General features: G+C 55.5%; 14 protein-coding genes. 10 read left to right on the top strand and 4 right to left on the bottom strand.

Annotated features, from left to right (window positions below; all coding sequences use genetic code 11):
• Window positions 1-3: 3 nt before the first annotated feature.
• Both qseC and qseB read right to left on the bottom strand, forming a co-directional pair.
• On the bottom strand, window positions 4-1,350 hold the full coding sequence (gene qseC, locus SD961_RS03105; protein ID WP_318788948.1) for a quorum sensing histidine kinase QseC: 1,347 nt from the start codon (window positions 1,348-1,350) through the stop codon (window positions 4-6).
• Entirely contained in the window at window positions 1,347-2,009 is a 663-nt protein-coding gene (gene qseB, locus SD961_RS03100) for a quorum sensing response regulator transcription factor QseB (RefSeq protein ID WP_318788947.1), read from the bottom strand. The genes qseC and qseB overlap by 4 nt, the downstream gene beginning before the upstream one ends.
• A 210-nt stretch (window positions 2,010-2,219) precedes the next feature.
• Here qseB and SD961_RS03095 point away from each other — a divergent pair, with 210 nt between their 5' ends.
• Window positions 2,220-2,618: a YgiW/YdeI family stress tolerance OB fold protein gene (locus SD961_RS03095; RefSeq protein WP_318788946.1), complete on the top strand. Its 399-nt coding sequence runs from the start codon at window positions 2,220-2,222 to the stop codon at window positions 2,616-2,618.
• Here SD961_RS03095 and SD961_RS03090 read toward each other — a convergent pair.
• A complete protein-coding gene (locus SD961_RS03090) occupies window positions 2,608-3,528 on the bottom strand; it encodes a LysR family transcriptional regulator (RefSeq protein ID WP_318788945.1) in 921 nt (306 codons plus the stop codon). The two genes, SD961_RS03095 and SD961_RS03090, sit on opposite strands and share 11 nt — an antisense overlap.
• 104 nt (window positions 3,529-3,632) lie before the next feature.
• On the opposite strand from SD961_RS03090, the gene budA reads away from it, so the two are divergent.
• From budA to rbsR, 9 genes are all read left to right on the top strand, one after another.
• Window positions 3,633-4,415, top strand: a complete 783-nt coding sequence (gene budA / locus SD961_RS03085) for an acetolactate decarboxylase (protein ID WP_318788944.1) — start codon at window positions 3,633-3,635, stop codon at window positions 4,413-4,415.
• Window positions 4,416-4,430: 15 nt separating this feature from the next.
• A complete protein-coding gene (gene alsS, locus SD961_RS03080) occupies window positions 4,431-6,110 on the top strand; it encodes an acetolactate synthase AlsS (protein ID WP_318789385.1) in 1,680 nt (559 codons plus the stop codon).
• Window positions 6,111-6,130: 20 nt separating this feature from the next.
• Window positions 6,131-6,904, top strand: coding sequence for a (S)-acetoin forming diacetyl reductase (locus tag SD961_RS03075; protein WP_318788943.1), 774 nt, complete (start codon window positions 6,131-6,133; stop codon window positions 6,902-6,904).
• Window positions 6,905-7,095: 191 nt separating this feature from the next.
• Window positions 7,096-7,515: a D-ribose pyranase gene (rbsD, locus tag SD961_RS03070; protein ID WP_318788942.1), complete on the top strand. Its 420-nt coding sequence runs from the start codon at window positions 7,096-7,098 to the stop codon at window positions 7,513-7,515.
• A gap of 7 nt (window positions 7,516-7,522) precedes the next feature.
• Window positions 7,523-9,028, top strand: a complete 1,506-nt coding sequence (gene rbsA / locus SD961_RS03065; protein WP_318789384.1) for a ribose ABC transporter ATP-binding protein RbsA — start codon at window positions 7,523-7,525, stop codon at window positions 9,026-9,028.
• Window positions 9,025-9,993: a ribose ABC transporter permease gene (rbsC, locus tag SD961_RS03060; RefSeq protein ID WP_318788941.1), complete on the top strand. Its 969-nt coding sequence runs from the start codon at window positions 9,025-9,027 to the stop codon at window positions 9,991-9,993. The genes rbsA and rbsC overlap by 4 nt, the downstream gene beginning before the upstream one ends.
• Before the next feature lie 21 nt (window positions 9,994-10,014).
• Window positions 10,015-10,893 carry a ribose ABC transporter substrate-binding protein RbsB gene (gene rbsB, locus SD961_RS03055; RefSeq protein ID WP_318788940.1) on the top strand — a complete coding sequence of 293 codons (879 nt, stop codon included), beginning with the start codon at window positions 10,015-10,017 and terminating at the stop codon, window positions 10,891-10,893.
• A 63-nt stretch (window positions 10,894-10,956) separates the two neighbouring features.
• A complete protein-coding gene (gene rbsK, locus SD961_RS03050) occupies window positions 10,957-11,886 on the top strand; it encodes a ribokinase (RefSeq protein ID WP_318788939.1) in 930 nt (309 codons plus the stop codon).
• A 3-nt stretch (window positions 11,887-11,889) separates the two neighbouring features.
• Complete coding sequence (rbsR, locus tag SD961_RS03045) at window positions 11,890-12,891, top strand: ribose operon transcriptional repressor RbsR (RefSeq protein ID WP_318788938.1); 1,002 nt, start codon at window positions 11,890-11,892, stop codon at window positions 12,889-12,891.
• Here rbsR and mdtD read toward each other — a convergent pair.
• Window positions 12,888-14,291 (bottom strand): multidrug transporter subunit MdtD, encoded by a 1,404-nt coding sequence (gene mdtD, locus SD961_RS03040; protein WP_318788937.1) that lies wholly within the window; start codon window positions 14,289-14,291, stop codon window positions 12,888-12,890. The genes rbsR and mdtD overlap by 4 nt on opposite strands.
• Window positions 14,292-14,728: the final 437 nt, after the last annotated feature.

Below are 14,728 nucleotides of genomic sequence, written 5' to 3'. Positions count from 1 at the left end.
TTTTTATGACCAGCTGATCTTCACCGCAAAACCCCCTTCGCTGCGGTTGGCAAAACTGATTTGCATACCGTGAAGGTGAGCGATATTGCTGACAATAGAGAGCCCAAGCCCACTCCCGGACTTCTCCTGGCCCGGTGGCCGGTAAAATCTCTCTCCTATGCGTTCAAGGGCATCCCGCGTGACGCCCGGCCCTTTATCCAGCACTTCAAGCGTGTGTGGCGTGAGCGCCAGTTGCACTTCACCGCCGGTCAGACTGTAACGGATGGCGTTATCCAGCAGGTTGCGTATCATCAGCGCCAGCAGCAGGGGCTGCCCCTTTTTGATGACCGGGACCTCAGGCGCCTCCAGGCTAAGCTCAATACCGGCAGCCTGCGCTTTGGCGTAGTGATCCACCACAGCCTGTTGTAACAGCTGTTGCAGGTTAACCGGCTGCTTTTCAAGATCCTGTTCACTCTCCAGCCGGGAAAGCGTCAGCAGCTGATCCACCAGCCGGGTGGCGCGATCGATACCGGCATCAAGATTAGAGAGTGCGTGGTGCCGCATTTGCGGATCGTCATGGGCGAGCTGGGCGACTTCAGTTTGCACCTTGATCGCTGCCAGCGGGCTGCGAAGCTCATGTGCGGCGTCAGAGGTGAAGCGGCGCTCCCGGGCCAGCATTCTGGCAATGCGCGCAAAAAGCGAGTTCAGTTCATCCACCAGTGGGCGCACCTCCTGTGGCAGTCGACTCTCTGTCAACGGCGTCCGGTCGTCCGGTGAGCGGCTGCGCAACTGGCTGGCGATGCGCTTTAAAGGGGCTAACTCGCGGGTGACCAGCCACAGCAGCAGAATAAGCATCACCGGCAGCGCTATAAGCCAGGGCCAGAGGTTAGTCTGCACGATATCTCTGGTCATCTCATCGCGGTACTCCCACTCCTGTCCGACCACCACCACGGAGCGATCTGGTGTGGTCAGCCAGACCATTCGCCACAAATCATCGTCGCCCTTCAGCTTGCCGTCGGTAAAGCCGTCCCGTTGATAACTGAAAAGAAAGTCTTTGCCATTGTCGCCATCGTTCATCACCATGCGGCCATCATGAGTAAAGATGGCAAAGGCGAGCGCATCGTCCTCCTGTTCTCCACGATGGTGTTTTATCAGCTTTTTGGTTTCAGGCAGAATCAGCGGCTCATGGCTGAGCTGTTCCGGGTTAATGGCGGCCAGCCTTTTGGCAAACAGCATCTGCTGGGTATCGAATAATTCGTTGATTTTATGCCGGGTCTGCCACCACGAGCCTATACCAGCGCTGCCCCAGCCGATCAGGATCAGCAGCAGGAAACCCAGCATCAGACGCAGGCGTAAACTTAACCGGCTCAAACCGGTTCTCCCAGCGTATAACCCACTCCGTGGATAGTACGAATAAACTGGCTACCCAGTTTTTTTCGCAGGTGATGGATATGCACCTCCACGGCGTTACTGGAGACGTCATCATCCCAGCCATAGAGCTTCTCTTCGAGCTGGGCGCGCGTCAGCACCCGGCCTTTGTTGATCAGGAACAGCTCCAGCAGCGCCAGCTCGCGGGATTTTAACAACAGGGGTTCGCCATCCAGCGTAACAGTATGGGAAGCGCTCTCCATCACCACGGCGCCATGGCTTAAAACGGATTGCAGCTGGCCGTGGCGACGGCGGATCAGCGCCTGCAAACGGGCGGCGACTTCGCTCAGGGCAAACGGCTTGCAAAGATAATCATCGGCCCCTTGTTGAAGACCAGCAACGCGCTGTTCCAGGGCATCCCTTGCTGTCAGGATCAGCACGGGTTCATCCTGTCCCTGCTGACGCCACTGACGCAGGATCGCCAGTCCATCGATTCCCGGCAGGCTTAAATCGAGCACCACCGCGTCAAAAGGCGCGCTGCTGAGCGCCGTCATGCCCTCTTTGCCTTCGGTAAACCAGTCGACACTGAAACCCAGCTTTATCAGCCCGGCTTTGATCCCGTCACCGATTAACGGATCGTCCTCTATAACTAAAATACGCATGCAAAGTTCCTTATGGGGTTAACGGTTTTATACGAAACCAGCAGGGGCTTTGTACAGTGTCGATCCGGGAAGTTCGGGCTTTTTCGTCAATTTAAACAAATAAAAGCCGTTGTCAGACCTTCTTAAGATCCTGTTAAGAACCTTTTGTTTTACTGGACCTCAACCAACGCAATAACAACTGTTACTCCTGAAAGGAATAAGGTGAAAACGATGAAAAAGAGCGCTGCTTTATTAGCTATTACTGCCCTGATTTCTATGCCGGTTCTGGCCGCGCAGACCGGTGGATTTGTCGATCCGAACGCGCCCGCTGCCGTGGCGCAGAAAGGCGGCTTCTCCGGCCCCAATGGCACGGTAGCCACGGTGAAACAGGCCCAGGATATGAGTGATGACGCATGGGTCACGATGCGTGGCAACATTGAGAAACGCGTGGGTGATGAGGATTACACCTTCCGAGACGCCACAGGCTCTATGACGGTAGAAATCGATGATAAGCGCTGGGATGGGCAGAGCGTCACGCCAGCCGATAAAGTCGAGCTGCAGGGCAAGCTTGATAAAGATTTTAACTCGCTTGAACTGGACGTGAAGCAGATCCGTAAAGTTAAGGGCTAGCCTGACTGGCAGGAGAAGGGACTTCCTGACTCCTGCCAGACAACATCGCCACCAGATGCAGTACCGCTGGTGAGCGATCATGCCTGCGCCATGCCAGCGCAATATCGCTGTTCAGCACCGCATCGTCAATCGGATGAAACGTCACCCCAGGGTGACGGATGCACACCAGCGATTCCGGCACGAGGGTAAACCCAAATCCGCTGGCCACCATGCCGATAGCTGAAGCGATTTGCGGAGCCTGCTGCCCGTTGCGGGGTTGAAAGCCGGCGCGCAGGCAGGCGCTGATAATCATTTCATACAGGCTGGGCGAGACTTCCCGGGGAAACAGCACCATCGGCTCCTTTGCCAGCTGCTTCAGGGAGAGCGTTCCCTCTTCGGCCAGCCTGTGTCCGGGCGGCAGCACCGCCAGCATCTTTTCGCTGGCAATCACCTTCAGATTAAAGGTCTTGCTGCTCTCACAGGGCAAGCGGACAAATGCCGCATCCAGCACCCCTTCCTGCAGGTCATGCATCAGCGACGCCATATTCTGCTCACGCGTATTCATGACCATATCGGGATAACTATCCTGAAACGCCCTTAACAGACGGAAAACCGAAGCGTGAAAAGCGACCGAACTGGCAAAGCCCAGTGAAAGCTGTCCGCTGATGCCGCGGGCAATGCCTTTGGCTTTTTCCAGCGCCAGGCCGCTCAGCTCCAGAATCTGGCAGGCATCGTGATAAAACGCTTCGCCAGCCTCCGTCAGCTCAACGCTGCGGGTAAGCCTTTTCAGCAACGGTAAGCCAATTTCACGCTCAAGACGCAAAATTTGCTGGCTCAGCGGAGGTTGTGAAATGCCCAACATTTCCGCTGCCCTGGTGAAGCTGTGCGTGCGGGCAACAGCAACGAAATAACGCAGATGGCGAAGTTCCATATTAAAAACGTCTCAAAGTCATGGCTTCCCTATATTGGTATTTACGGCTGAACCGAGTCAACATCCTGTTAATGATTCTTAACCTTTTAGCCAGGAGGGAAGCCATGAAACATTCTGTAACTGACTGTTTGTGTGAGCAACAGTTGGCGACAACCGTCAGCCTGCTGCAGCAAGATAAACCAGAAAGTGTAATCTATCAGACCTCGCTGATGAGCGCGTTGCTCAGTGGCGTGTATGAAGGCAGCCTCTCCGTCGCTGAGCTGTTGAAAAAAGGGGATTTTGGCCTGGGGACGTTCAACCAGTTGGATGGTGAAATGATCGCTTTCGACAGTAATGTCTACCAGCTCAAATCAGATGGCAGCGCGCGTGAAGCCAACCCGCAGCAGAAAACGCCTTTTGCGGTAATGACCTTTTTCAGACCCCAGCATCGTATCCAGCTCAGTGAGCCAGCCAGCCGCGAAGCTATTCATGACCTTATCGATCGCCAGGTGACGTCAGACAATCAATTCTGCGCGCTGCGTATTGACGGGCGCTTTTCTGCCGCGCAGACCCGCACCGTTCCCTGCCAGCATCGCCCTTACCGCTCTATGCCGGAAGTGTTAGACAAGCAGCCTACTTTTCATTTCAGCCAGCGTGATGGCGTGCTGATTGGCTTCCGTACGCCGCAATACATGCAGGGCATCAACGTTGCAGGCTATCACGAGCACTTCATTACCGATGACCGTCAGGGCGGAGGACATCTGCTTGATTATCAGCTGGAGCAGGGCCTGCTGACCTTTGGTGAAATCAGCAAACTGGTGATCGATCTGCCCAAAGACAGCGATTTCTTACAGGCCGATCTGAATCCCGACAATCTGGATTCAGCCATCCGTTCCGTTGAAAGCTAATTATCAGGAGTGATGATGAAAACCCCATCCGACACAACGCTCTGGCAACATGGCGCCGACCTGGTCGTCGCCCAGCTTGAGGCGCAGGGCGTGAAGCAGGTCTTTGGTATTCCCGGTGCCAAAATCGATAAGGTCTTTGATTCGCTGGTGGACTCCTCAATCCAGACCATTCCCGTGCGGCATGAGGCCAACGCGGCATTTATGGCGGCGGCCGTTGGCCGGCTGACCGGCAATGCCGGGGTAGCGTTGGTCACCTCCGGCCCCGGCTGTTCCAACCTCATCACCGGTATGGCTACCGCCACCAGCGAGGGCGACCCGGTGGTCGCGCTGGGTGGGGCAGTAAAGCGGGCGGACAGCGCCAAACAGGTTCATCAGAGCATGGATACCGTTGCCATGTTCCGCCCGGTCACCAAATATGCGGTGGAGGTAACGGATGCGAATGCTTTGTCTGAAGTGGTCTCCAACGCCTTCCGTCAGGCGGAGCAGGGGCGCGGCGGCGGTGCATTTGTCAGTTTGCCCCAGGATATCGTTGACCAGCCTGCCCGTGGCAACTTGCTGAACTGCAAAGGTCAGGTGCTGCTGGGCGCCGCGCCGGACCAGGCCATTGCAGCGGTAGCGGCTCAAATCGCCAGCGCGAAAAATCCTGTTCTGCTGCTGGGGCTGATGGCCAGCCAGCCAGGGAACAGCGAGGCGCTGCACCGTCTGCTGGATCGCAGCCATATCCCTGTCACCAGTACCTATCAGGCAGCAGGCGCGGTCAGACAGGATCACTTCTCTCGCTTTGCCGGTCGGGTGGGACTGTTTAACAATCAGGCGGGCGATCGGTTATTACGCCAGGCTGATTTGATCATCACCATCGGCTACAGCCCGGTGGAGTATGAGCCTGCCATGTGGAACAGCGGTACGGCGACGCTGGTGCATATCGATGTACTGGCCGCTGATGCGGATAACTGCTATTTGCCGGATGCAGAGCTGGTGGGGGATATCGCCGCCACGCTGGATAAACTGGCTGCGCGGATCGCCTCTCCCTTACAGCTCAGCGCTCAGGCCACCGCCATTCTGGAGGATCGGCAGCAGCAGCGTGAACTGCTCTCCCTGCAGGGCCAGAACCTGAATCAGTTTGCTCTGCATCCGCTGCGCATCGTGCGGGCAATGCAGGACATCATCAACAGTGACGTGACCCTGACGGTGGATATGGGCAGCTTCCATATCTGGATAGCCCGTTACCTTTACAGCTTCCGCGCACGACAAATCATGATCTCCAACGGACAACAGACCATGGGCGTGGCCTTGCCGTGGGCGATAGGGGCCTGGCTGGTCGATCCTGGCCGTAAAGTGGTCTCCGTCTCCGGTGACGGCGGTTTCCTGCAATCCAGCATGGAACTAGAAACAGCGGTCAGGCTGAAGGCCAATATCCTGCACATCATCTGGGTGGATGAGGAATACAACATGGTGGCGATGCAGGAGCAGAAAAAGTACCAGCGTGTCTCTGGCGTGAAATTCGGGCCGGTTGATTTCAAAGCCTATGCCGAGGCGTTTGGCGCGGCAGGCTTTGCCGTTGAGAGCGCAGCAGCGCTGGAACCTACGCTGCGTAAAGCGATGGATGTGCAGGGGCCTGCTGTGGTAGCGGTGCCGGTCGACTATGCCGACAACCCGATGCTGATGGGCCAGCTGCATCTGAGTCAAATTCTTTAAATACCGTTCAGGGAGTAGAGATGAAAACGAAAGTAGCGTTAGTGACCGGCAGCGGTCAGGGAATTGGCAGAGCGATTGCCCTCCGGCTGGCAAAAGATGGTTTCGCCGTTGCCGTGGCAGACTTCAACAGCCAGACGGCACGCCAGGTTGCCGACGAGATTATCGCGCAGGGAGGGAAAGCGTTAGCCGTTACGGTAGATGTTTCCGACCGCGATCAGGTATTTGCCGCCGTTGAGCAGGCCCGTAAAGAGTTGGGAGGCTTTGACGTTATCGTCAACAATGCCGGGATAGCACCCACCACGATTATTGAAGAGATCACGCCGGAAATTGTCGATAAAGTTTACGCTATCAACGTAAAAGGGGTGATCTGGGGCATTCAGGCTGCGGTGAAAGCCTTTAAGGCTGAAGGACATGGCGGCAAGATCATCAACGCCTGTTCTCAGGCTGGGCATGTGGGTAACCCGGAACTGGCGATTTACAGCTCCAGCAAATTTGCTGTACGTGGGTTAACGCAAACCGCTGCGCGCGATCTGGCTTCTGCTGGCATCACCGTGAACGGCTACTGTCCGGGAATCGTTAAAACCCCGATGTGGGAAGAGATCGATCGTCAGATTTCCAGCGCGGCAGGTAAGCCAGCAGGGTATGGCACGGCTGAGTTTGCCAAACGCATCACTCTGGGTCGTCTCTCTGAGCCAGAAGATGTCTCCGCCTGTGTCTCCTTCCTGGCAGGACCTGATTCTGACTATATGACCGGCCAGTCTCTGCTGATTGATGGCGGTATGGTCTTCAATTAATTTCGTTGCACATGGCCGGTTGCTGCCGGCCATTTCTTCCTGATCTCCCGTTTATCTGTGCCTAAGTCAAACTTCGCCACAGGACAGCGAAACGTTTCGATGGCGATCACAATTTCACACTTTGCTCGTTGTTTTCCCCTCTGCCTCTCATACACTCCTGTTCAGCGAAACGTTTCGCTCTGGAGTGAAAGATGAAAAAAGGCACCTTACTGAATTCTGAAATTTCGTCGCTGGTTTCCCGCCTGGGGCATACCGACAGCGTGGTGGTGGGCGATGCTGGTCTGCCGATCCCGGCCGGACCGCAGCGCATCGATCTGGCGCTGACGCAGGGTATCCCGAGCTTTATGCAGGTAGTGAAGAGTGTTACGGAAGAGATGCAGGTAGAAAGCGCCATCATTGCGGAAGAGATCAAAACCCACAATCCTCAACTCCACAGTGAGCTGTTAGCCCTGCTCGACTTGCTGCAACAACATCAGGGAAACACCCTTTCTATTCAGTACGTCACTCATCAACAGTTCAAACAGCAAACCCAGCGCAGCCAGGCGGTTATCCGTAGCGGGGAGTGTTCTCCCTTCGCGAATATTATCCTTTGTGCTGGCGTGACCTTCTGAGGCCATGATGCAACCTTTACTGCAACTGCAAGGCATTGATAAATCCTTCCCGGGCGTGAAAGCGCTCTCCGGGGCCGCGCTCTCGGTTTTTCCGGGCAGGGTGATGGCGCTGGTGGGTGAAAACGGCGCCGGGAAATCCACCATGATGAAAGTGATGACCGGCATCTATGCGCGTGATGCCGGCAGCATTCACTGGCTGGGTAACGAGGTCTCTTTTAACGGGCCTAAAGCGTCGCAGGAAGCGGGAATTGGCATTATCCATCAGGAGCTTAACCTTATCCCGCAGCTCAGCATTGCGGAAAATATCTTCCTGGGCCGTGAGTTTGTGAACGCCATCGGGCGTATCCAGTGGAAGAAGATGCACGCCGAAGCGGAGGTGCTGTTAAAGCGGCTGAATCTGCGCTTCAGCAGCCATACGCTGGTGGGCGATCTCTCGATTGGCGATCAGCAAATGGTCGAAATTGCCAAAGTCCTGAGCTATCAATCCAGAGTGATAGTGATGGATGAACCTACCGATGCGCTGACCGATACCGAAACTGCTTCGCTTTTCCGCGTGATCCGCGAGCTGAAGGCGCAGGGCTGCGGCATTGTCTATATCTCGCATCGCATGAAGGAGATTTTCGAGATCTGCGATGACGTCACCATTTTCCGCGACGGCCAGTTTATCGCTGAGCGTGAAGTTGATTCGCTCAATGAGGATTCGCTGATTGAAATGATGGTGGGGCGCAAACTGGAAGAGCAGTATCCGCGCCTGGATAAAGCGCCGGGCGAGGTTCGCCTGAAGGTTGAGCACCTTACCGGACCGGGGGTGAATGACGTGAGCTTCACTTTACGCAAAGGTGAAATCCTCGGCGTAGCCGGACTGATGGGCGCAGGGCGTACCGAATTAATGAAGGTGCTTTATGGCGCGCTGCCGCGTACTAAAGGCCGCATCCAGCTGGATGGCAAAGAGGTGGTCACCCGTTCCCCCGAAGAGGGGCTGCAACACGGCATCGTTTATATCTCTGAAGACCGCAAGCGCGACGGGCTGGTGCTGGGCATGTCGGTAAAAGAGAACATGTCGCTGACGGCGCTGGACTACTTCAGCCATCGCGGCGGCCGGCTGAAGCATGCCGAAGAACAGCTGGCGGTCAGCGACTTTATCAAACTCTTTAACGTCAAAACGCCTTCAATGGAGCAACCCATTGGGCTGCTCTCCGGCGGTAATCAGCAAAAGGTCGCTATCGCCCGTGGGCTGATGACCCGACCAAAAGTGCTGATTCTGGATGAACCGACCCGCGGCGTAGATGTGGGGGCAAAGAAAGAGATTTATCAGTTAATTAATCAGTTCAAAGAGGAAGGGCTGAGCATCATTCTCGTTTCCTCTGAAATGCCAGAGGTACTGGGCATGAGCGATCGCGTGCTGGTAATGCACGAAGGCCGCCTGAGCGGAGATTTCCCCATCGAACAAGCCACGCAGGAAGTATTAATGGCGGCGGCAGTCGGTAAGCAACTTAGCGTGGAGCAACCATGAGTACCCAAACCCTTCGTGCCAACCGGCCGTTCAGCAAGAGCTGGCTGCTGGAGCAAAAATCCCTGATCGCCCTGATTGTGCTGATCGCTATTGTCTCCAGCCTCAGCCCCAACTTCTTTACGCTGAACAACCTGTTCAACATTCTGCAGCAGACCTCGGTCAACGCGATCATGGCTGTAGGCATGACGCTGGTGATCCTGACCTCTGGCATTGACCTTTCCGTGGGATCGTTGCTGGCACTGACCGGCGCGGTAGGCGCTTCACTGGTGGGGCTGGAGGTGAATGCGCTGGTGGCCGTGGTGGCTTCGCTGGCGCTTGGCACCGCGATTGGCGCGATTACCGGCACGATTGTCGCGAAAGGCAAAGTCCAGGCGTTTATCGCCACGCTGGTGATGATGCTGCTGCTGCGCGGCGTAACTATGGTCTACACCAACGGCAGTCCGGTCACTACTGGCTTTAATGACAATGCCGATCTGTTCGGCTGGTTCGGTATTGGCCGCCCGCTGGGTATTCCCGCGCCGGTCTGGATTATGGCGCTGGTGTTCCTGGCCGCCTGGTACATGCTGCACCATACCCGACTGGGCCGCTACATCTATGCGCTTGGCGGCAACGAAGCGGCAACCCGCTTATCCGGCATCAGCGTCAGCCGCGTCAAAATTACCGTTTATGCCCTGAGCGGCATGCTGGCTGCGCTGGCTGGCACCATTGAGGTCGCACGACTCTCCTCGGCTCAACCCACGGCAGGCACGGGCTACGAGCTGGATGCCATTGCGGCGGTGGTGCTGGGCGGTACCAGTCTGGCCGGGGGCAAAGGACGTATTATGGGAACGCTGATTGGTGCGCTGATCCTCGGTTTCCTGAATAACGGCCTTAACCTGCTCGGCGTTTCTTCTTACTACCAAATGATCGTTAAAGCGGTGGTGATACTGCTCGCGGTGCTGGTAGATAACAAAAGCAGTAAATAACTCTCCCTACAGGACTTTATAATGAAAATGAAACTGACTGCACTGGCCGTTCTGCTTGGCGTAACCGTAAGCGCTAACGCGCTGGCAAAAGAGACTATCGCGCTGGTGGTTTCCACCCTGAATAATCCTTTCTTCGTCTCGCTGAAAGATGGCGCGCAAAAAGAAGCTGACAAACTGGGCTATAACCTGGTGGTACTGGATTCGCAGAACAATCCGGCGAAAGAGCTGGCTAACGTGCAGGATCTGACCGTCCGTGGCGCTAAGCTGCTACTGATCAACCCAACCGATTCTGATGCCGTAGGCAATGCCGTCAAAATGGCTAACCAGGCAAATATCCCGGTCATTACTCTCGACCGTATGGCAGCGCAGGGAAAAGTGGTCAGCCACGTCGCCTCTGATAACCGTTTCGGCGGTAAAATGGCCGGTGATTACATCGCGAAGAAAATTGGCGAAAATGCCAAAATTATTGAGCTTTCCGGCATTGCCGGTACTTCTGCCGCGCGTGAACGTGGCGAAGGCTTCAAAATGGCGGCGGATGCCCATAAATTCCAGATCCTGGCCAGCCAGCCCGCTGATTTTGACCGCACAAAGGGCCTCAACGTGATGCAGAACTTGCTGACGGCGCACCCTGACGTGCAGGCGGTATTTGCCCAGAACGATGAAATGGCATTAGGTGCAATGCGCGCATTGCAAACCGCAGGCAAATCTGATGTTGTGGTAGTCGGCTTTGACGGCACTGCAGATGGTATGAAAGCCGTTGAAGGGGGCAAACTGGCCGCGACCGTGGCACAGCAGCCTGAGCAGATCGGCGTTATCGGCGTGGATACGGCTGATAAAGTGCTGAAGGGCCAGAAAGTTCAGGCGATTAATCCGGTTGACCTGAAGCTGGTCACTAAATAAATCAAAGAAAAGCAGGGCACGCGCCACCTCATTGAGGTGGCGCCTTTTTCTGGACGACACCCTATGAAAAGTACCGACAAGCTGGCCGTCCTTGGCAGCATTAATGCCGATCACATCCTTAATCTGGAGACGTTCCCCCGTCCCGGAGAAACGGTGATCGGTAAGCATTATCAGGTAGCCTTTGGTGGCAAAGGCGCCAATCAGGCTGTCGCTGCCGGACGCAGCGGCGCGAATATCGCCTTTATTGCCTGTGTGGGTGAAGACGATATCGGCCAGCGCATCCGTCAGCAGCTGGCTGAAGACAAAATCGACATAACGTCAGTGGAAGTCATCGCGGGGGAACCAACCGGCGTGGCGCTGATTTTTGTGAACGGGGAAGGTGAAAACAGCATCGCCATTCAGGCAGGAGCTAATGCAGCATTAACGCCTGCGCTGGTGGAAAAACATCACCAGACTATTGCTGACGCAGCGGCATTATTAATGCAGCTTGAGTCCCCGCTGGAGAGCGTGCTGGCTGCGGCAAAAATTGCCCATCGCCATCAGACGAAAGTGATCCTGAATCCCGCCCCGGCGACCCCGCTTTCTGATGAACTGCTGGCGCTGGTGGATATGATTACCCCTAATGAAACCGAAGCCGAGATTCTGACTGGTGTGCATGTTGATTCTGATGATTCAGCAGCGCGTGCGGCGGCGGTTTTGCATAAAAAAGGTATCGACAGCGTGTTAATTACGCTGGGCAGCCGTGGCGTCTGGCTGAGTGAACAGGGCCAGGGCAAGCGTATTCCCGGTTTCAAAGTAGCGGCGGTAGATACCATTGCGGCTGGCGATACTTTTAACGGAGCCTTGATAACGGCCTTGCTGGAACAGCGGCCAATGACAGAGGCAGTGCTTTTTGCTCATGCCGCTGCTGCCATCGCAGTCACCCGGCCTGGCGCGCAGCCTTCCGTGCCGTGGCGTGATGAAACCGATCGTTTCTTACAGCAGCAGGGGTAGCCCGTGGCCACGATGAAGGATGTCGCAAGGCTGGCGGGTGTTTCAACGTCAACCGTGTCTCACGTCATCAATAACAATCGCTTCGTCAGTGAGGCGGTGCGGGAAAAAATCACCTCAGCTATTTCGCAACTTAATTATGCGCCCTCGGCTCTGGCGCGCAGCCTGAAGATTAACCAGACCCGCACTATCGGAATGTTACTGACCGCCAGCAGCAACCCGTTCTATGCAGAAGTGGTACGCGGCGTGGAAAGAAGCTGTTATGAGCGCGGTTACAGCCTGGTGCTCTGCAATACCGACGGCGATGAAAACCGTATGAACCGCAGTCTGGAAACGCTGCTGCAAAAGCGTGTGGATGGCTTGCTGATCATGTGTACCGAAAGTCACATCCCCTCTGCTGAGATCCTTAACCGCTATCCCTCTATTCCCTCTGTGATGATGGACTGGTCCCCCTTTGAGGGTGGCAGCGATATTATTCAGGACAATTCTCTGCTGGGCGGGGAGATGGCTACCCGCTATCTGATCGCGCGTGGTTACACCCGCATTGCCTGTATTGCCGGGCCGCAGGATAAAACGCCCGCGCGTCTGCGGCTTGAAGGCTTTCAGCAGGCGATGGCCCATGCCGGGCTACCTCTACCGCCAGACTATATTGTGAACGGGGATTTTGAGTTTCAGGGCGGCTATAACGCTATGAACCAACTGCTGGCGCTCAATCCCTTACCCGAGGCCGTTTTTACCAGTAACGATGCAATGGCAGTGGGTGTTTACCATGCGCTGTTCCAGGCCGGTCTTTCCGTGCCGCAGGACATTGCGGTTATTGGCTATGACGATATTGAACTGGCCCGCTACATGACGCCGCCGCTGACCACCATCCATCAGCCTAAAGATGAACTGGGCGAGTTGGCTATCGATACGCTGCTCCATCGTCTGGCAGAGCCGGGCGGCAGTCAGCAGCTGCTGGTGCTGACCCCGGAACTGATTGAACGCGGATCGGTTGCGGAACGCTAAGCTTTTTTCCGGCGTTTCTCACGGTCACTGATCAGATGTCTGCCGTCGCCTGGCTTCAGCATCATAAAGACCAGCCCTGAGATCACCGACAACACGCCCATTGTCAGGAAGGTGGCATGGAAGTGCTGAACGGTAGTGCCATCAAAGTTTTCATAGAAGCGGAGTACGGCAGCACTTACCGCAACGCCGAAGCTGATTGCCAGCTGTTGCGTCACCGCCAGCATACTGTTACCGCTGCTGGCGTTGGCATCATTCAGATCGGCCAGCGTAATGGTGTTCATGGCGGTGAACTGGGTCGACATTGCCATGCCGAGTATAAAGAGGGGCAGCAGCAGCAGGGTCAGACCCATTGCCGGCGTCTGTAAGGAGAAGCTGGCGATCAGTACGCCGATAATCACACTTATCCATACCAGAGTTTTTCGGTAGCCGAACCAGCGTAGCACCTGGGTTACGGTGGATTTAGCCATTATTGAACCCAGCGCAGTGGGTGCCATCATGCATCCGGCCAGGATAGCGGAATAACCAAACCCGACCTGCAACATCAGCGGCATCAGGAAAGGAATACATCCCGTGCCCAGCCTGGAGGCGATGTTGCCCAAAATCCCCACGGAGAATGTCCGGGTCTTAAACATCGGCAAGGGGATAAGTGGGGTGGGATGTCGCCGGGCATGCACTATATAAAGAAGAAGCAACAGAATGCCGCCTGAGGTCACCGCCAGCGCAATGCTGGAAGCCACAATCTTCTCGCCAAACAGCTCTATACCGCTCGACAACAAAACCAATCCTGTGCCAAAGAGCAGAAAGCCCAGCAAATCAAACCGTCGGCGCGGCGTGGTAAAGTCCGGCATATATTTGCGTGCGTAAATAACCCCGGCGACGCCCACAGGAATGTTAATCAGGAAGATCCAGTGCCAGGTGGCGTAGGTAACCATCACGCCACCCAGCAGAGGCCCCAATACCGGACCAATCAGTCCCGGCATGGTGACAAAGTTCAGCACGGGGAGCAGTTCACTTCTGGGATAGGCCCGCAGCAAGGCCAGGCGTGCAACCGGCATCATCATCGCCCCGCCTACGCCTTGCAACACTCTGAACAGTACTAAAGAGGTTAAAGAACCTGAGAGGGCACAGGCCAGCGACCCCAGCGTAAAAAGCGAAACGGCGACGATAAAAACTTTGCGGGTACCAAAGCGATCGGCCAGCCAGCCGCTAACGGGAATAAGCAGGGCTACGGTTAAGGTATAGCTAATGACGGCGGACTGCATTGCCAGGGGAGAACGGTTGAGGCTTTGAGCTATAGCGGGAAGGGCGGTATTTAATATCGTGGCATCCAGCGCCTGCATAAAAAAAGCCATGGCGGCAATCCAGGGCAGCCCGGCCATACTGCGCGCGGATTTTATCATTTAGCGTCCTTATCTTTGTTCGGTTGGGGCGGGCGTAACGGACAATGTTTAAAGAATAGCATCTGTCAGCCGCGTTTCGTCAGGGTTAAAAGGGTTTCAGCCTGGTAATATGCTGCATAATCAGGCGCAAAAAGACTGATTTTTCGCCTTTTGGCGAAAAAAGAAACGGTCAGAATTTTTCTTTACAGAAACACTTGTCAGCCGTCAGGAACTCCCTATAATGCGCCTCCATCGACACGGAACAACGGCTTACCGGCCGCCGGGTTGAGAGGTTCGGCACGCTGAACCGCCGGAGAAAAACTTCTGAAACAGAGGTTGACTCTGAGGGAGGAAAGCGTAATATACGCCACCTCGCAGTAACGCCTCAGGGCGCTTGCCGCAACGCTCTTTAACAATTTATCAGACAATCTGTGTGGGCACTCGCAGGATTGATATCA

It is taken from the genome of Erwinia sp. MMLR14_017 (assembly GCF_033657285.1).
In the GTDB taxonomy this organism is placed as follows: domain Bacteria; phylum Pseudomonadota; class Gammaproteobacteria; order Enterobacterales; family Enterobacteriaceae; genus Erwinia.
This window is presented reverse-complemented; position numbering and strand designations above follow the sequence as displayed.